Raw genomic sequence first — 16,126 nt, forward strand, 5'->3', positions numbered from 1 at the left:
GGTGGCGTGCTTGGCGCAGGTATTGCTGCTGGCGGATTGGCCATTGCAAACTGGAATAAAATGGGGATGATTGCTGCGAGTTGGGTTATCTCACCTGTGCTAGGGGGCGTTATTGCAGCCTCGCTTCTCCTATTCATTAAAAAGAAGATTATTTATCAGGATGACATGCTTCAATCGGCAAGACGCTTTGTTCCTTGGTTGATCGCGTTGATGGCGTGGGCGTTTAGTACTTATTTAGCGCTTAAAGGTTTGAAAAAAATATGGAAAATTGACTTCCAAATGGCCGCCATGATTGGTCTTGCTGTCGCCGCATGTTTTTTTGTTGTAATAAAACCTTTAGTTTCAAAGTCATCCAAAAAGCAAGAGAATAATAAGGAAGGCGTCAACAATCTCTTCACTATACCTCTGATTTTTGCTGCGGCATTATTAAGTTTTGCGCATGGAGCAAATGATGTTGCAAATGCCGTAGGACCGCTTGCTGCTATCACCGATTCGATTACCAGCGATGGTATTTCTAAAAAAGCGGCTATTCCTCTATGGGTGATGATGATTGGTGCCATTGGTATAGCAATTGGTTTGCTATTGTATGGGCCTAAGCTAATTCGTACCGTGGGCACAGAAATTACAGAGCTTGATAAGTCTAGAGCTTTTTGTGTTGCAATGGCTGCAGCCATTACTGTTATTATTGCCTCTCAGCTTGGTCTGCCTGTTAGTTCAACCCATATTGCGGTTGGTGGGATCTTCGGTGTTGGCTTCCTTAGGGAGTATCTAAAAACTAGTTATGCAAGTCAATTGCATACCATGCTTAGTCACCATGAGGGTGAAGAAAAGCGCCGGCTATCCGAGTTTCTTGATGATTTTAAAAGCGCATCTGTCGAAGAGATGGAAAAAATGCTGCAGACTGCAAAACAAGAGAAAAAAGCGCTTGGCTTTAATAAGGTCGAGCGCAAGCGTTTAAAGAAAATATATAAAGAAAAGCTTGTAAAGCGGTCCGCATTCAAGAAAATTATTGCTGCGTGGCTTATCACCGTTCCTGCTTCTGCAGCCCTTGCTGCTACGGTGTTTACTCTGATTTCAGGCTTTAGCATTTAAGATTAAGGCCGCTTCGCTTGACTAGGTTTCTTTACTTGAACCTAGTTAAGCGCTAGCCTTCAAGTTATCACAGTAAAGGAGCTGATTATGCCTAAAGAAAAAGTTGCCCACCTGATTACCGATTTGCATGAACGATTTGGTGACGAGTTAGTTAGCCCTCAGCAGCAGTCTTTGCTAGAGCAAGTTAAGACACATGCTCATGAGATGGATGAGGCTGAGCCCGCCGACCCAAACTTTTTAGAGCTTGTTGAAACCCTTGTTGCCGAGGTTGAGGCCGAGCATCCGAGAGCGGCTGCGATACTTGAGCAGATGCTTGATACCTTAAAAAATATCGGGATTTAAGCGACAACAAAAAGCCGATGATAGCGCTAGCCTCATCGGCTTTTTTACGTCTAGATTTTAGTCTGCTACTCTTTCAATTCACGGTAAGTTCTGAAAATTTCTTTAATCGGGCGTTTCGCTTTAAATCCAAAGGTTTCATTGAAATGAGACCCATCAATAACGACCGGATACTTAAAATAATTAAGCAAATAACACGGAAACATTGTTAAGTTCAGAAAGCCTGTAATGGCACGAGGCAACACGGGCGGGATAGATGGAATGGGTATGGGTGTACACTCACAAAGTTCCAGCGCGTCTTGGTAGGCAACCCAGTCATTTGTCGAAACATTGTAGACACCGCGCTTTCGCTGCTTATGCGCTAGCGTAACGGCATCGGCCATATCATCTATATGTATGAACTGCATGATTGGAGAGAATCCCATCAGTACCGGTGCGTATTTACTTGAAAGTAAGTTGCTGATGGTATTTCGTACGCCAGGGCCGACAATGTTACAGGGCCTTAGAATCGTAATGTTCAAGTCAGGATAGCGCCATAGGTAGATATTAGCTAGGCTTTCAAGCTCGACGGAATCTACCAGGTCCATTGTTAGCTCAGCTGCTTTTAGCGGGGCAGTTTCATCAATCAGTGCCGGGTTATAGGGTGATGACCCATAAACGTGATAGGTTGATAGCACAATAACATTGCTGATCCCGTATTTATGACTTAAGTCCAAAAGCTTTTGTGTGCCAAGAACATTGGCATTATAACGTCTCATCCGTGTTTCTTCTGCAGAAGAAATACGTCCGAGGTGAATAACGCTATCAAAGTCATGATGCTTAAACAGGTCTTCAAAAACGCGTTTATTGAAATCGACTTTATAACTTGGAATGTCGTCGCTGTGATAGGTGATTTTACGGAAATCTACAGCAGCAATTTGGTATTCATCACGAAGTCGATTAATGACTTGCTGGGCTAAGGCGCCGGCAGCGCCTGTAACAAGAACGTTTTTCTTGTGCTCAGCTTTTTTCTTGCTGATTGTTTTGCTAGTGTTTGTACGAGAACTCATTCGAATATTGCCTCCCTTTCATTCAATCCTTTTGCAATCAAGCCATTGATGGCTGATTTAACCTTTTCAACTCTACGCGTCACTTGCTCTTCAGTAAGATCTTCGTCTTCGAAGTAAATAGGTTTCCCAAAGTTGAGGCGAACTTTCGCAGGGAAAATGAAAGGCAGGGCTATTGGAACATAAGGAACGTTTAAAAGCTTAGCTAAGGGCTTGATATTGGCGATAGCAGGGATGGTCTCCTCACAGCCAACGACGCCAACCGGAATAATCGGTGTGGTGTGCTTCATTGCCAAGTGCACAAAGCCATTTCCGAAACGTGCAAGCTGATAGCGATCTTTGTATAGCTTTCCTGAGCCTCGTATTCCCTCCGGGAAAACCACAATAGCCTCACCATTTTCAAGCATTTTTGCGCAATTTATAGGGTCGCCTAATACGGCACCAACCTGATTCAGAAAATTTCCAAGGAATGGAACTGTTGGAAAGAAGCGCTCAATCATTGCGCGAGGTAAACGAGGAGAATTTTCTCGGTTTGCTACTGCATAACCGATAAGTGTTCCATCAATAGGAAGCTGTCCACTATGGTTTGCGATAATTAGTACGGGCCCTGAATCGGGAGTATGCTCAATCCCGCTAGTCTCTACGCGAAAGTATTTGTTGTAAATGCCAGAGAATAAAGAAAAAACAATCTTATTGGTATCAGAGTTAAAACCCCATGGGTCATAGCCAAGGGTTCCAACTGGTTTTTCTATCTTATCGAGTTGGACGTTTAGTTCTTTTGATACTAGTTTATCTTTTAGAAAAGATTTTAAGCCCATTTCAAATCCTTTGACATATTATTGTGTTGCTGTTCTATCTTGACTCGACTTAGTTTTGTGACTGTGAGTCGACATGAACATTATGTCATATTATTACGCTGCGGGTCTTTTTAAATCAGGATTAAAGGGCAATAAAATATATAGGGATTGATTTATCACATACAAAAAAATTAAGCCTTTTCGCTTTAGAGAAAGTATCTTTCGCGCTTGGCACGATTCAATACTATAGTGATAGTAAGTCCTTTTATGAGATTCTTATGGATATAAGTGTATATGTTGGAGCGTTGGTTGCTCTATTTGTGATCATCGATCCGATTGGAATGGCTTTAATTTTCCATTCTTTGCTTGAAAGTGGTTCAGGTCGAAAGTTGATCGCTTTCAAGGCCTGTCTTATTTCCACGATGCTACTAGTATTGTTTGGCAATTTTGGTGAACTCCTTTTAAGTAAGCTTGCGATTAGTATTCATGCATTCAAGATATCCGGTGGCGTGCTTTTGTTTTATACGGCGTTTCGTATGGTTACCAGTAGTTTGTCTTTCGCTGGCAGCGGGAATGGCAGAGATATATCGGTTTTCCCATTGTCCATACCGCTACTTGCGGGGCCTGGCTCTTTAACAGTAAGTATTTTGTTGTTTTCTTCGACTAGTTCGGCTTTGGGCCAGCTTTCTGTGATGTTTGCCATTGTATCTATCAGCACGCTAACCTGTATTCTGATGATTTTTTCGGGCAATGTTAAACGCCTGGTTGGTGCGATAGGTGATGAAGTATTAAAACGTTTTTTAGGAATGATCTTAGCTGCACTGGCAATCCAGTTTATTCTGGATGGCTTGCGAGTATTTACTTAATGTCGGCGAATCAGCTTATGCTGCTATAAGGAATCAAAGCTTATTAAGCGCATTTTCAAGAGAAATGCTTTTTAGGTTTTGTGCCTCGGCAACGTTCTTGTTACAGAGCTCCCCATTAACAATATTCAGACCTTTCATAAAGCCCGGGTTCGTTTCCAGTGCTTTACGACAACCTCTATTAGCAAGCTCGATTACGTAAGGCGCTGTAGCGTTCGTTAAAGCTAGAGTTGAACTTCGTGCAACGGCTCCGGGCATATTGGCGACGCAATAATGTACGACATTATTTATTGTGAATACTGGCTTTTCATGAGTTGTAGGTTTTGAGGTTTCAATACATCCACCTTGGTCTATCGCCACATCTACGATCACGCTGCCGCTTTTCATCTGGCTTAGGTCAGTTTTAGTAATTAGCTTTGGGGCGGTAGCGCCGGGAATTAGCACAGCCCCAATAACAAGGTCGCAGTGAGGTAGGAGTTTGAGTAGGGCTGCGCGACTTGCGTATAGAGTTTTGATGCTGTTGCCAAACTCGCTTTCTAGTGTTCTTAGTGTTTCAATCGATTTATCGAATACGGTTACGTCGCTCCCCATGCCAACAGCGATTTTAGCAGCATTGCGGCCGACAACTCCGCCACCAAGTATCAGAACGCGTGCCGGTTCGACACCGGGGGCACCACTTAAGAGTACGCCGCGACCTCCCTGCGATTTCTCAAGGCAGTGAGCGCCTGCCTGAATTGACATTCGGCCAGCAATCTCTGACATTGGTGTAAGAAGAGGAAGGTGTCCCGCAGCATCGGAAACCGTCTCATAGGCGATGCACGTTGCTTTACTATCTAGCAAGTCGCTTGTTTGCTGAAGATCTGGTGCAAGGTGTAAATATGTAAACAGTATATGACCTGCGGTGAGCTGGCTGCGCTCCCAGGCTTGCGGCTCCTTTACCTTAAGAATCAGGTTTGCTTGGTGAAAAATATCAACAGCAGATTCGAGCACAGTCGACCCTGCGTCAAGGTATTCTTGGTTTGAAAAACCGGATCCTAATCCTGCATCTTTCTCTATAAAAACCTTATGTCCATGAGAATAGAGCTCGTGAGCAATGTTAGGCGTCATGGCGACGCGGAATTCGTTATTTTTGACTTCTTTTGGTACACCAATACGCATTGCTGACTCCTTTAAAAAACGCCAGATATGTTATTAGTATAGCTGTATTTTTAGCGGATGAAGAACGACGTAAGGGGAAGAGGAGGGGGAGTTTGTTTGAAAAGCTCCACCTCTAAGATCCTGGTTTGGGGGCTTAGAGGTGGGTACTAAGCACTCGTTAGCCGCGACGGCGAAATAGTGGTTGATTCATAAAGCTTGCTGCTTGATAAGATTCAGTAAAGTCGGACAAGCCTTCTTGTGCGACCTCAATATCTTTGTCTTCTCGAACTGCATATGCGTCAAAACCGCAGCGTTTCAGATAGAAAAGCTGGTCGTGAAGAATGTCGCCAATTGCACGAATTTCACCCTCAAAGTTCAAACGGTCGCGAAGTATACGAGCATAGGAGTAGCCGCGCCCGTCAACAAACTTAGGGAAGTTTATTGCAATAGCAGGAAGCTTATCCAGGTAGGGTGCAAGCGCTTCCGGTTCTTCGTCGCTGTCGAGCCAAACGCCAACTTCAGAAGCATCAATGCATCCAGGGTTTTCAAGCAAATAGTTTAAGGGAACAAATACCTGGCTCTGCTCAAGCTTGCCTGAAAAACCTTTATCTAGAATTTGCCACGCATCATCGACAATCTTATCTACTTTAATCAGCCTTGGCATATACGCGCTCCTTAAAAGGTAGCATTCCAATTCTACGGAATGTATCAATAAACAGTTCTTCTTCAGTTCGGTTTTCAATATAAACGTTGATAATCTTTTCAACGACTTCAGGCATCTGAGCTCTAGCGAAGGACGGGCCTAATATTTTGCCAATGGCGGCATCTTTACCCGAGTTTCCACCTAGAGATACCTGATAGAATTCTTCGCCGCGCTTATCAACACCGAGAATTCCAATGTTACCCACATGGTGATGACCGCAAGCGTTCATACAGCCTGATATATTTAAATCGATCTCGCCGATGTCATAGACATAATCTAGATCATCAAACTTGATTTGAATCTGCTCAGCTACTGGTATTGATTTGGCGTTTGCAAGGCCACAAAAGTCGCCGCCTGGGCAGCAAATAATGTCTGTAATCATGCCAAGGTTAGGCGTTGCAAAACCAGCTGCTTTAGCCTCACTCCATAATTCAAACAACATATTCTGAGGAACGTCTGCAAGAACAATGTTCTGGTCGTGTGTTACACGGACTTCACCAAAACTATACTTATCAGCCATGTCTGCAATTGTATCAACCTGCTTGTCAGATGCATCGCCTGGTGGTGTGCCCGTTTTCTTAAGTGTTAGCGTAACGATCGAGTAGCCAGGCTTTTTATGGTCATTGACATTACGCTTGATCCAATTGGCAAAGCCTTTGTGCTCGTCTTGTTGCTTAACAAAGCTTTCACTATTATCAGCAAGCGATTGGTATGCTGGTTCTGTAAAGAAGTTTTTTACACGGTCAATTTCTTCATTGGTCAGTGTTGTCGCTCCATCCTTGATATGCTCCCATTCAGCTTCAACGCGTTCTGCGAACTTGGCGGGTGTAAGGGCTTTTACAAGGATTTTAATACGAGCTTTGTATTTGTTGTCGCGGCGACCGTGAATATTGTAGACACGCAAGATCGCATCGAGATAACTAAGCAGGTGCTTCTCGGGTAAAAACTCACGAATTACCGAGGCAATGATTGGCGTACGGCCTAGCCCACCACCGGCCAAAACTTTAAAGCCAATTTCACCTGCATCGTTCTTAACAAGCTCCAGAGCAATATCATTCACTAGAGACTCAGTACGATCTGTATCACCACAAGCGTTTACCGAGATTTTGAATTTACGTGGCAAGAATGCAAACTCAGGATGGAAAGTCGACCACTGACGTATGATCTCGCAGTAAGGGCGCGGGTCTAACAATTCATTCGCTGCCACACCGGCAAACTGGTCAGTCGTGGTGTTACGAATACAATTGCCACTCGTTTGAATGGAATGCATTTCAACACTACGAAGCTCGTCAAGAATGTCTGGGACATCTTTTAGCTCGGGCCAGTTGAATTGGACGTTTTGGCGAGTAGTAAAGTGCAGGTAGCCTTTGTCGTAGTCACGACTGATTGAAGCGAGCTTCCTAAGCTGTGTGGAAGACAGCATGCCGTAAGGTACGGCGACCCGAAGCATAGGTGCTAATCGCTGGACGTATAGACCGTTTTGCAGACGTAAAGGCAAAAAGTCGTCACCTGCCAAAGTCCCTTCAAGAAAGCGTTGGGTTTGACCGCGGAACTGCTGAACCCGTTCCTGGACGATCTGTTTGTCGTAACCATCGTATTTGTACATTTAGTGCGTCTCAATCGTACTTGCTTAATATAATTTAGCCCAAAGCAGCCTGGGGCCATTTTTGCGGGCGCTAAGGGTATCAGTTTTTAATAAGCGGTTAAATAACCAGCTTATATAAGTTTGTTTAGCTATTACGGGTTTTGGTTATATAAAAGCCGTTTTTTAGCGATTAATCATAGTTTAGTACCGGACTCAACCATTTTTCTGCTTCAGTGATAGACATTGATTTACGCTTAGCGTAATCCTCGACCTGGTCTTTGGTAATTTTTCCAACAGAAAAATATTTTGAATCAGGGTGGGAATAATAAAACCCACTAACTGAAGCTGCAGGTGTCATTGCAAAGTGTTCGGTTAATGAAATTCCGGCACTGTTTTCGGGTTCCAGTAGCTTGAACAGCTCGGTCTTTTCAGTATGATCAGGGCAAGCAGGGTAGCCCGGAGCAGGGCGGATACCGCGGTATTTTTCTTTAATCAAGGCGTCGTTATCAAAGCTTTCATCTCCAGCGTAAGCCCAGAACTCTTTACGAACTCTTTCGTGCATACGCTCAGCGAAAGCTTCGGCTAGGCGGTCAGCTAGCGCTTTGACCATAATCGCGTTGTAGTCGTCATGTTTTGCTTCGAACTCGGTGGCAAGTTCTTCAGCACCGATTCCAGCGGTGACTGCAAAGCCACCGATATAGTCATTGAGACCCGTTTCTTTAGGTGCAATAAAGTCAGCTAGTGATAAGCTAAATTGATTGCCCGCTTTGTCAGATTGCTGGCGTAGGTGATTCAGGCTTAGATTTACCTTAGATCGACTTTCGTCTGCAAATACAGTAATTTCATCATCGCCTTGAGCGTTTGCTGGCCAAAATCCGATAACAGCCTTGGCTTTTAGTTTTTTATTGCTTATCAGATCCTTGAGCATTTTTTGTGCATCATTGAAAAGACTCTGAGCAGCTTCACCGATATGCTCATCTTTTAATATTTTCGGGTATTTTCCAACCAGGTCCCACGTGATAAAAAACGGAGTCCAATCGATATAGTCAACTAATTCTTCAAGTGGGTAGTCTTCAAAGATTTTGGTGCCGGTAAATTTCGGCTTAGGTGGTTCGTAGCCGCTCCAATCAAGTGACAGCTTGTTTGCTACTGCTTTTTCATAGCTTAGGAAGCTGGACTTGGCGCTGCGGTTTTTACGACGTTCGCGTACCGTCTCATATTCCACCTTCACGTTCTCGACAAAGGTGTCACGCTGTGTATCACTTAACAAAGAGGTAGCAACACTGACACTACGTGAGGCATCTGTGACATAGACTGAAATATTATTTTGATACTGAGGTTCTATCTTCACAGCGGTGTGAGCCTTAGAGGTCGTTGCACCACCGATCATTAGTGGTATATCCAAGCCTTCTCGCTGCAGCTCTTTTGCGATATGGACCATTTCGTCAAGCGACGGTGTGATTAGGCCACTAACTCCAATAATGTCTACATTATGTTCTTTGGCGGCAGCAAGTATTTTATCGGCAGGAACCATTACACCAAGATCTATTACTTCATAGTTGTTGCACTGTAAAACGACACCAACGATATTCTTGCCGATATCATGTACATCGCCTTTAGCGGTGGCCATTAGGATTTTACCCTTGGTCGTTTGTTTATCACTTTTTTCTGCTTCAATGAAGGGGACGAGATGTGCGACTGACTGTTTCATTACCCGGGCGCTTTTAACGACTTGTGGTAAGAACATTTTACCTTCGCCAAATAGGTCGCCTACGACATTCATTCCATCCATTAAAGGGCCTTCGATGACCTCAATTGGTCTCGCTGCTTTGACGCGAGCTTCTTCGGTATCTTCTGTAATAAAGGTGGTAATACCTTTAACAAGCGCGTGTTCGAGTCGCTTTTCGACAGGCAGCTTACGCCACTCTAGATCCTCTTTCTTCTTCTCACCGGCTTCACCGCGGAAATTATCAGCTATTTCAAGAAGTCGATCAGTTGAGTCGTCCCGTCTATTTAGGACAACATCTTCGACGCGCTCTTTTAGCTCTGGATCAATATCGTCATAGATAACTAGTTGTCCGGGATTGACGATACCCATGTTCATACCGGCTTTTATGGCGTGATAAAGAAAGACGGAATGAATAGCCTCGCGTACTGGGTTGTTGCCGCGGAAGGAAAACGAGACGTTACTAACGCCACCAGAGACACTTGCATAGGGTAGGTTTTGACGAATCCAGCGAGTAGCTTCGATAAAGTCAACGGCGTAGTTGTTATGTTCTTCGATACCTGTTGCGACCGCAAAAATATTCGGGTCAAAAATAATATCTTCAGGAGGCATGCCTAAGCCAACCAATACGTCGTATGAGCGCTTACAAATCTCTATCTTACGATCTAAGGAGTCGGCCTGACCCTTCTCATCGAAAGCCATCACTACCGCGGCCGCACCGTAACGAATACAGGCTTTCGCATGATCGATAAATTGCTCTTCGCCTTCCTTCAAGCTAATTGAGTTAACGACAGCCTTCCCTTGTACGCAACGCAGTCCGGCCTCAATTACTTCCCACTTAGAGGAGTCAATCATAATTGGTGCTTTGGAGATATCTGGTTCTGAAGCGACGAGGTTGAGAAAGTGGACCATCGCTTCTTTGGATTCCAGCATGCCTTCATCCATATTGATATCGATGATTTGTGCGCCGTTTTCAACTTGCTGTCTTGCAACGTCGAGTGCTTCTTCAAACTCTTCGTCTTTAATAAGCCTCAAAAACTTCTTTGAACCAGTAACGTTAGTGCGCTCACCGACATTAATGAATAGTGAGTCTTCATCTGTAACAAAAGCTTCTAAGCCGGAAAGGCGAAGTTTGGGTTTGATCTGTGGAATAGCCCTTGTACTGTGTTTCTCCATACGTCGTGCGATTTCAGCAATGTGCTCTGGTGTTGAACCGCAGCAGCCACCGATAATGTTGATTAAATTATCTTTTGCGAAGGTCTCAACGATATCGGCCATTTCTTCAGGTGTTTGATCGTATTCACCAAACTCATTCGGCAGGCCTGCGTTAGGGTGGGCGCTAACATAGCATTCGCCCTTGGTAGATAACTCTTCAATGTAGGGCCGAAGTGCATCGGCACCCAGAGCGCAGTTAAAACCGATGCTCAGAGGCTTGCAGTGCTTAACAGATATTAGGAAGGCCTCAGCTGTCTGCCCGGACAGAGTACGGCCCGAGGCGTCAGTGATGGTGCCTGAAATCATGATTGGCAGTTTCAGTTTGGAATCCTGAAAGTATTGTTCAACTGCATAAATAGCTGCTTCAGCATTAAGCGTATCGAATATGGTCTCGATCATGATTATGTCGGCACCGCCTTTTACCAAGGCATCGGTGGCTTCATAATAATTGTCGTAAAGCTCTTCGAAAGTGACGTTTCTAAAACCCGGGTCGTTAACGTCGGGGCTAATGGATGCCGTACGTGATGTTGGGCCAACGACACCTGCAACAAATCTTGGCTTGTCGGGCGTTTCAGCGGTCTTCTTCTCCGCTTCTTCACGTGCAATACGTGCAGCTTCGAAATTTAACTCGTATACAAGCTCTTCCATGCCATAGTCAGCTTGGGAAACTTTGGTCGAGTTGAAAGTGTTTGTTTCAATTATATCTGCGCCTGCATCTAGATATTGTTTATGGATGCTAGCAATGGCGTCTACTTGAGTCAGGCATAATAGGTCATTATTGCCTTTAACTTCCGAAGGGTGGTCTTTGAACCTTTCACCGCGATAGTCTTCCTCTTCAAACTTAAAGCGCTGGATCATTGTTCCGGTAGCGCCATCCAGTATTAGGATGCGCTTGCTTAGCGCGTCGTTCAAAAGCTGAGTTCTATTTTGTATGTTGGACATTAAATGTGTATTCCCAAAATAAGGTGAAATAGCACGCAATTCTATGCGATGTTGTAGAAAGCGCTATCTTAGCGGAAATAAAAGTATATTGAAATATTTTGATATAGAAAATAATATCTAAAAACCTGACAATTTCTGCTCTCACACAAGCGTGAGTATAAAACGATTACCTGAGTATTTTACTAAGTCTTTATCCCAGAGTCCAAAACCCGTATTATATGCGCAAATAATTTCATCGAGGCTTACTTCATTATGGTCACTGTTTCCGAATCAGCTCAACATTATCTCGCTCAACTTGTCTCTAATCAGGAGTCAAATGGTATGGGCGTTAGAATGTTTGTTACTCAGCCAGGCACTAAATTTGCCGAGACCTGTTTGGCCTATTGTCAGCCTGAAGATATCGTTGAAGACGATGAAGTGATGGAGCTAGAAGGCTTTAAACTTTACCTCGAGAAGAAAAGCGTTCCATTTCTAGATGAAGCATTTGTAGATTACGCAGAAGAAAAAATGGGTGGCCAGCTGACAATTAAAGCGCCAAATGCCAAGATGCCAAAGATAGATGAAAATTCCAGCTTGTCAGAGCGTATCACCTATATTCTTGTTACGGATATTAACCCTGGTTTGGCATCGCATGGTGGTGATGTATCACTTGTTGAAATAACTGAAGATCAAATTGCGGTACTTCGCTTCGGTGGCGGTTGTCAGGGGTGTAGTGCAGTTTCAATTACCTTGAAGGACGGTGTCGAAAAGCGTTTGTTGGAGGTTGTTCCTGAGCTAAGTGGCGTGCGTGATGTAACAGATCACTCCGTTACGGATAATGCTTATTATAAATAAGCGAACTCTGGTATCAGAATAGCGCTCTTAGAGCTTAGGTTCTAGGTACAACTAGTTAGTCGTTCTAAAAAAGGAAGGTCAATGATCTTCCTTTTTTTATGCTTGATTGTGGCTCAGGTTAGGATCATTTCGCTGTATTCACATGCTATTTCGTATACTATGGCCCGACTTACATCTTAATTTTTAATATTATCTTCATAATAATTTTAATAACACTATGCAGCCTGATTACGATACTCAACTAACCAACAAGAAATCCGAATTTAGCATCAAAGTCCTGATGCAAAAAATCCTTTCCTACTCAATTCTATGTCTTTTGTTCGTAACGATTATTTCGGGCACTAGTGAGAATATGCATGCACAGATGCTTAAGCTTGGCAGCTATTTTTGGGAGGACTACTTTATTCTTCGGGGTGATGAGCCCACTGCAGACTGTGAATATCAGTTTGATATCGAAGCCAGGTTGGATGAATTAGAACAAGAGCACCTTGCAGAAAATGAAGACTTCGATTTATTTGCGACTGAGTTTGATCGTGATTCAGCTCGTAATTCCTTAGCTAGCCAAATCAGGCTATGCCAGAAGCAGCATGCTGATGCCCAGACCTATCGAGCTCAAATGAATGTTTGGGTTCGTACTTTTAAAGATCTTGAGCACACCTTTGCTCAAGTTAGTTTGCTTGCTATTGAGAATCAAAAACTTACTTTGATATTGCTGCTGGCACTGTCTGCGTTTATCACAACATGGAAGCGTAATCATATTGCGTTTAGGTCGATTCATAGTCGAATGGATCACTACGTTTCGAATGTAGGGCAGTTGTTTGCCAATGCCTGTCTTGGGTTGTCTACCGTCGCGTTTTACCAAGGCTCTTACGCATCGGGGACTGAGGTTACCAACCCTGAGTTAATGATTATCCTTATGCTCGGGTGTTTTAGCTTATGCGGTCTGAATCTATATCAGTTACTCAATCCATCGCCAGATCTTGAGCCTGGAGGTAAACCCTGGCTTGCCTTTATAGCGATACCTATTCATAGTATTATGCTGTTAGCAGCGATCTTTCAGTTTTTTATTGTTGAGTCGCACTATCCAGGTATTGCTATCTATTTTACTCAAATCTTTCAGCTAACTAATCTTCATTTAGCAATTGGTCTTTATATTCTGGTTGGTATGCTGCTTAAAGAAACGCTTCTTGGTGCAAAATTGTTTGAGGTGTTTAAACCTTGGCACCTGCCGCCTGAATTGCTTGCATTTGTTGCTATCGCATTGATGGCATTCCCGACTGCTTATACCGGTGCTTCGGGCATTATCATTATTGCGATGGGCGCGGTTGTTTATCAAGAGATGAGGCGAGTAGGGACTCGTCGTCAGTTGTCGCTTGCCGTGACAGCAATGACGGGTTCAGGTGTTGTGCTAAGGCCTTGTTTGCTTGTAGTTGGTATTGCAATACTTAATAAAGAAGTTGTGACAGACGAGCTGTTTCATTGGGGCTTCAGGGTTTTTCTTCTGAGTATGCTCGTGTTTGCGGTATTTGCAATGATTACACGAAAGGACCCTATGAAAATTGTACCGGCAAGTGAAGCATTGTTACCTTCTCTTAGAAATTTGATGCCACTTCTTCCTTATGTTGGGATTCTGGTCGCTGCGCTCTTTCTTTACGACATATTGCTAGATGCTCAACTTGACGAATTTACGGCACCTGTCATGCTGCCAATTATCGTTATGGCAGTTTTAGTGTTTGAACGTAAATTTAGTAGGGATTTCCATCAGCGAAATGAAAGTGCTAAGGCGAGTCCGACGATATCTTCAGCCTTTTCCAGTTCTGTAGATAACTCATCCATACAAATTGGCGCCTTACTGATGTTAATGGCTTGCTCGTTTACAGTTGGCGGCATTATAGAACGGGGCGGCGGCGTACTAGAGATACCCGAATTCTTCGGCTCTACCTACGGCACGATGGCGTTTCTCGTTCTGTTTTTGGTGATGATCGGCATGGTAATGGACCCCTTTGGTGCGCTTATCCTGGTTACAGGTACGATTGCTCCGGTTGCTTATGCTGCCGGAATCAATCCGATTCACTTCTGGATGACCTGCTTGATGGCTTTCGAACTTGGTTATTTGAGTCCGCCGGTTTCGTTAAATCACCTACTTACCCGTCAGGTTGTGGGTGATGAGGAAGTCAGTCTCGCTTTAAAAGAGGGCGATTCCTTTTATTATCGCCACGAGCGTTTACTTCTTCCGCTTATGGTTATGGGTACAACACTCATTCTTGTTGCTTTCGTTCCATTAGCATTCATCGATCAATAAGGTTGCTAGAATGGAACGCGTAGCAAAACGTGAGGAGCAATTAGAGCAACTTGAACGGCAGAGTGAAAGTGACTTGCCAGAAATAATTTCTGGCATGAGTGATGAACAATTTGAAGCTGTGTTTGATTTGGTTGAGTCGGTGCTCGAACGTGAAAGAAAAGGATTTGATCGTTTTTTCGAGTCTATCTCTCAAACGCTTAGATATATCCCCAACTTTCTCGTGCTTGCGATTACAAACAAATATATCGACCCACCCATTGCGGCAAGAATTACATCTAAGCTCCCCATTAAGAGTGCTGTTCAAATAGCAAAAGGTTTGTCTGTTGAGTATGTCTGTGAAACAGCGGTCTTTATGAATGAGCGCTATGCAGCCGAATTGCTAGCTCGGCTGCCGAAAAAACAGGCGCAAGATGTAATTGCCTGCTTGGCTGAGCAACACCCCTTGCGTGTATTGGATATACTGGAATATGCAGACAAAAGCTTGTTAAAAAGCATGGTTAAGCACGGTTTGACGCTGGCAGTACTTGAAAAAGACTTAAACGAGTTGAGGCTAGTGACCTTTAAGAAGCTGCACGCATTAGCGTAGTTCGCCAAGCAAAGCTCGCTAAAGATGCTTCGCGAGGTGCTCTGCGGCTTTGTCGAAAAGATCCTCTCCTTTATCGATCCAATGAATTTCCTGCCCCTTCTTTTCTATATTCCTAAACCACTTACTTTGTTGTTTTGCAAAAGCGTGAATGGCTGAATTGAGTTTTTGGTACATATCGTTGTAACTCAGCTCACCTTGCAAGTATTGTGCGACAAAGCGATATTCAAGGCCGAAGAAGTGTAACTTTTCCCAGGGAAGGCCTTGTTGTCTGAGTGTTTCTACTTCCTCTATCATGCCTTCTTCAAGCCGTGCCTTAAGCCTCGCTGTGATTCTAGCCTTTATTTCTTCGCGCTCTAAGCGAATGCCTATCGTAAGGGGTGTAAAAGTGGGAAGCTCCAGTGGCTTTAGATCTTTGCTGTCGGCTACTGCTATTTCGATTGCTTTAATGATGCGGTCTCGGCTTAACAAGTCGGTTGTGTTGTGTAAATTTTTGTCAAAACTTAGCAATAGCTCGATTAATTCGCGTTCTGATTTATTTTCCATTTCCTGACGTGCTTTTTCGTCAGACTTCGCTATCGTTAATTCATAACGGTTTAATATGGCATCTAGATACATCCCTGTTCCGCCCACTAAAAACGGCAGTTGTTCGCGTTTGACGATATTGGTGAAAGCTGTGGAGAAATGTTGGGCGTAGGCGAAAAGGTTGAATTCCTCTTGCGGCTCCACAATGTCGATTAGGTGATGGGGGACTTCTTCGTATTCATCGAGATCTTTGCCTGTACCAATGTCCATGCCCCGGTATACCTGGCGAGAGTCGGCAGAGATTATCTCACCTGAAAACTGACGGCAAAGCTCTACAGCTAATGAGGTTTTACCACTTGCCGTAGGGCCTAGAATGGTAACTAGTTTGGCTTGATGAGAATCTGTCATATTAATCTGTAATAAGTATTGAACTAACA

General features: G+C 43.9%; 13 protein-coding genes. 6 read left to right on the forward strand and 7 right to left on the reverse strand.

Going from position 1 to position 16,126, the window contains the following annotated elements:
- On the forward strand, window positions 1-1,092 hold a 1,092-nt coding region (locus tag A3735_RS05200), incomplete at its 5' end, for an inorganic phosphate transporter (protein WP_068637697.1).
- Window positions 1,093-1,179: 87 nt separating this feature from the next.
- A complete protein-coding gene (locus A3735_RS05205; RefSeq protein ID WP_068507532.1) occupies window positions 1,180-1,434 on the forward strand; it encodes a DUF4404 family protein in 255 nt (84 codons plus the stop codon).
- 65 nt (window positions 1,435-1,499) lie between these two features.
- On the opposite strand, the gene A3735_RS05210 is transcribed toward A3735_RS05205, so the two are convergent.
- Window positions 1,500-2,480, reverse strand: coding sequence for an SDR family oxidoreductase (locus A3735_RS05210; protein WP_068507530.1), 981 nt, complete (start codon window positions 2,478-2,480; stop codon window positions 1,500-1,502).
- Window positions 2,477-3,295 (reverse strand): lysophospholipid acyltransferase family protein, encoded by an 819-nt coding sequence (locus A3735_RS05215; RefSeq protein ID WP_068507528.1) that lies wholly within the window; start codon window positions 3,293-3,295, stop codon window positions 2,477-2,479. Before A3735_RS05215 ends, A3735_RS05210 begins: the two co-directional genes overlap by 4 nt.
- Window positions 3,296-3,552: 257 nt before the next feature.
- Between A3735_RS05215 and A3735_RS05220 the strand changes: the two genes are divergently transcribed.
- Complete coding sequence (locus A3735_RS05220; RefSeq protein ID WP_068507525.1) at window positions 3,553-4,140, forward strand: MarC family protein; 588 nt, start codon at window positions 3,553-3,555, stop codon at window positions 4,138-4,140.
- A 33-nt stretch (window positions 4,141-4,173) separates the two neighbouring features.
- On the opposite strand, the gene ald is transcribed toward A3735_RS05220, so the two are convergent.
- The 4 genes from ald to metH all read right to left on the reverse strand — a co-directional run bounded on the left by ald (window position 4,174) and on the right by metH (window position 11,445).
- Entirely contained in the window at window positions 4,174-5,295 is a 1,122-nt protein-coding gene (gene ald, locus A3735_RS05225) for an alanine dehydrogenase (RefSeq protein ID WP_068507523.1), read from the reverse strand.
- A gap of 157 nt (window positions 5,296-5,452) precedes the next feature.
- Window positions 5,453-5,938 carry a DUF934 domain-containing protein gene (locus tag A3735_RS05230; RefSeq protein WP_068507521.1) on the reverse strand — a complete coding sequence of 162 codons (486 nt, stop codon included), beginning with the start codon at window positions 5,936-5,938 and terminating at the stop codon, window positions 5,453-5,455.
- Complete coding sequence (locus A3735_RS05235; RefSeq protein ID WP_068507518.1) at window positions 5,922-7,583, reverse strand: nitrite/sulfite reductase; 1,662 nt, start codon at window positions 7,581-7,583, stop codon at window positions 5,922-5,924. Before A3735_RS05235 ends, A3735_RS05230 begins: the two co-directional genes overlap by 17 nt.
- A gap of 169 nt (window positions 7,584-7,752) precedes the next feature.
- Window positions 7,753-11,445: a methionine synthase gene (gene metH / locus A3735_RS05240; RefSeq protein WP_068507516.1), complete on the reverse strand. Its 3,693-nt coding sequence runs from the start codon at window positions 11,443-11,445 to the stop codon at window positions 7,753-7,755.
- 249 nt (window positions 11,446-11,694) lie between these two features.
- On the opposite strand from metH, the gene nfuA reads away from it, so the two are divergent.
- The 3 genes from nfuA (at window position 11,695) to A3735_RS05255 (ending at window position 15,167) form a co-directional block, all read left to right on the forward strand.
- Entirely contained in the window at window positions 11,695-12,279 is a 585-nt protein-coding gene (gene nfuA, locus A3735_RS05245) for a Fe-S biogenesis protein NfuA (RefSeq protein ID WP_197469755.1), read from the forward strand.
- Between the two features lie 352 nt (window positions 12,280-12,631).
- Window positions 12,632-14,581 carry a TRAP transporter large permease subunit gene (locus tag A3735_RS05250; protein ID WP_197475941.1) on the forward strand — a complete coding sequence of 650 codons (1,950 nt, stop codon included), beginning with the start codon at window positions 12,632-12,634 and terminating at the stop codon, window positions 14,579-14,581.
- Window positions 14,582-14,591: 10 nt separating this feature from the next.
- On the forward strand, window positions 14,592-15,167 hold the full coding sequence (locus tag A3735_RS05255; RefSeq protein WP_068507510.1) for a magnesium transporter MgtE N-terminal domain-containing protein: 576 nt from the start codon (window positions 14,592-14,594) through the stop codon (window positions 15,165-15,167).
- Window positions 15,168-15,185: 18 nt separating this feature from the next.
- Here the strand turns inward: A3735_RS05255 and miaA are convergent.
- Window positions 15,186-16,126, reverse strand: a 941-nt coding sequence (gene miaA / locus A3735_RS05260) for a tRNA (adenosine(37)-N6)-dimethylallyltransferase MiaA (protein ID WP_369820508.1), incomplete at its 5' end; no start/stop codon positions are given.

The sequence above is a fragment of the Oleiphilus sp. HI0061 genome (assembly GCF_001635675.1).

Excerpts from the sequence above, each read along its gene's own strand:
- A3735_RS05205 (WP_068507532.1), top strand. The coding sequence starts at position 1,180 with ATGCCTAAAGAAAAAGTTGCCCACCTGATTACCGATTTGCATGAACGA.
- A3735_RS05210 (WP_068507530.1), bottom strand. The coding sequence starts at position 2,480 with ATGAGTTCTCGTACAAACACTAGCAAAACAATCAGCAAGAAAAAAGCT.
- A3735_RS05215 (WP_068507528.1), bottom strand. The coding sequence starts at position 3,295 with ATGGGCTTAAAATCTTTTCTAAAAGATAAACTAGTATCAAAAGAACTA.
- A3735_RS05220 (WP_068507525.1), top strand. The coding sequence starts at position 3,553 with ATGGATATAAGTGTATATGTTGGAGCGTTGGTTGCTCTATTTGTGATC.
- ald (WP_068507523.1), bottom strand. The coding sequence starts at position 5,295 with ATGCGTATTGGTGTACCAAAAGAAGTCAAAAATAACGAATTCCGCGTC.
- A3735_RS05230 (WP_068507521.1), bottom strand. The coding sequence starts at position 5,938 with ATGCCAAGGCTGATTAAAGTAGATAAGATTGTCGATGATGCGTGGCAA.
- A3735_RS05235 (WP_068507518.1), bottom strand. The coding sequence starts at position 7,583 with ATGTACAAATACGATGGTTACGACAAACAGATCGTCCAGGAACGGGTT.
- metH (WP_068507516.1), bottom strand. The coding sequence starts at position 11,445 with ATGTCCAACATACAAAATAGAACTCAGCTTTTGAACGACGCGCTAAGC.
- A3735_RS05250 (WP_197475941.1), top strand. The coding sequence starts at position 12,632 with ATGCATGCACAGATGCTTAAGCTTGGCAGCTATTTTTGGGAGGACTAC.
- A3735_RS05255 (WP_068507510.1), top strand. The coding sequence starts at position 14,592 with ATGGAACGCGTAGCAAAACGTGAGGAGCAATTAGAGCAACTTGAACGG.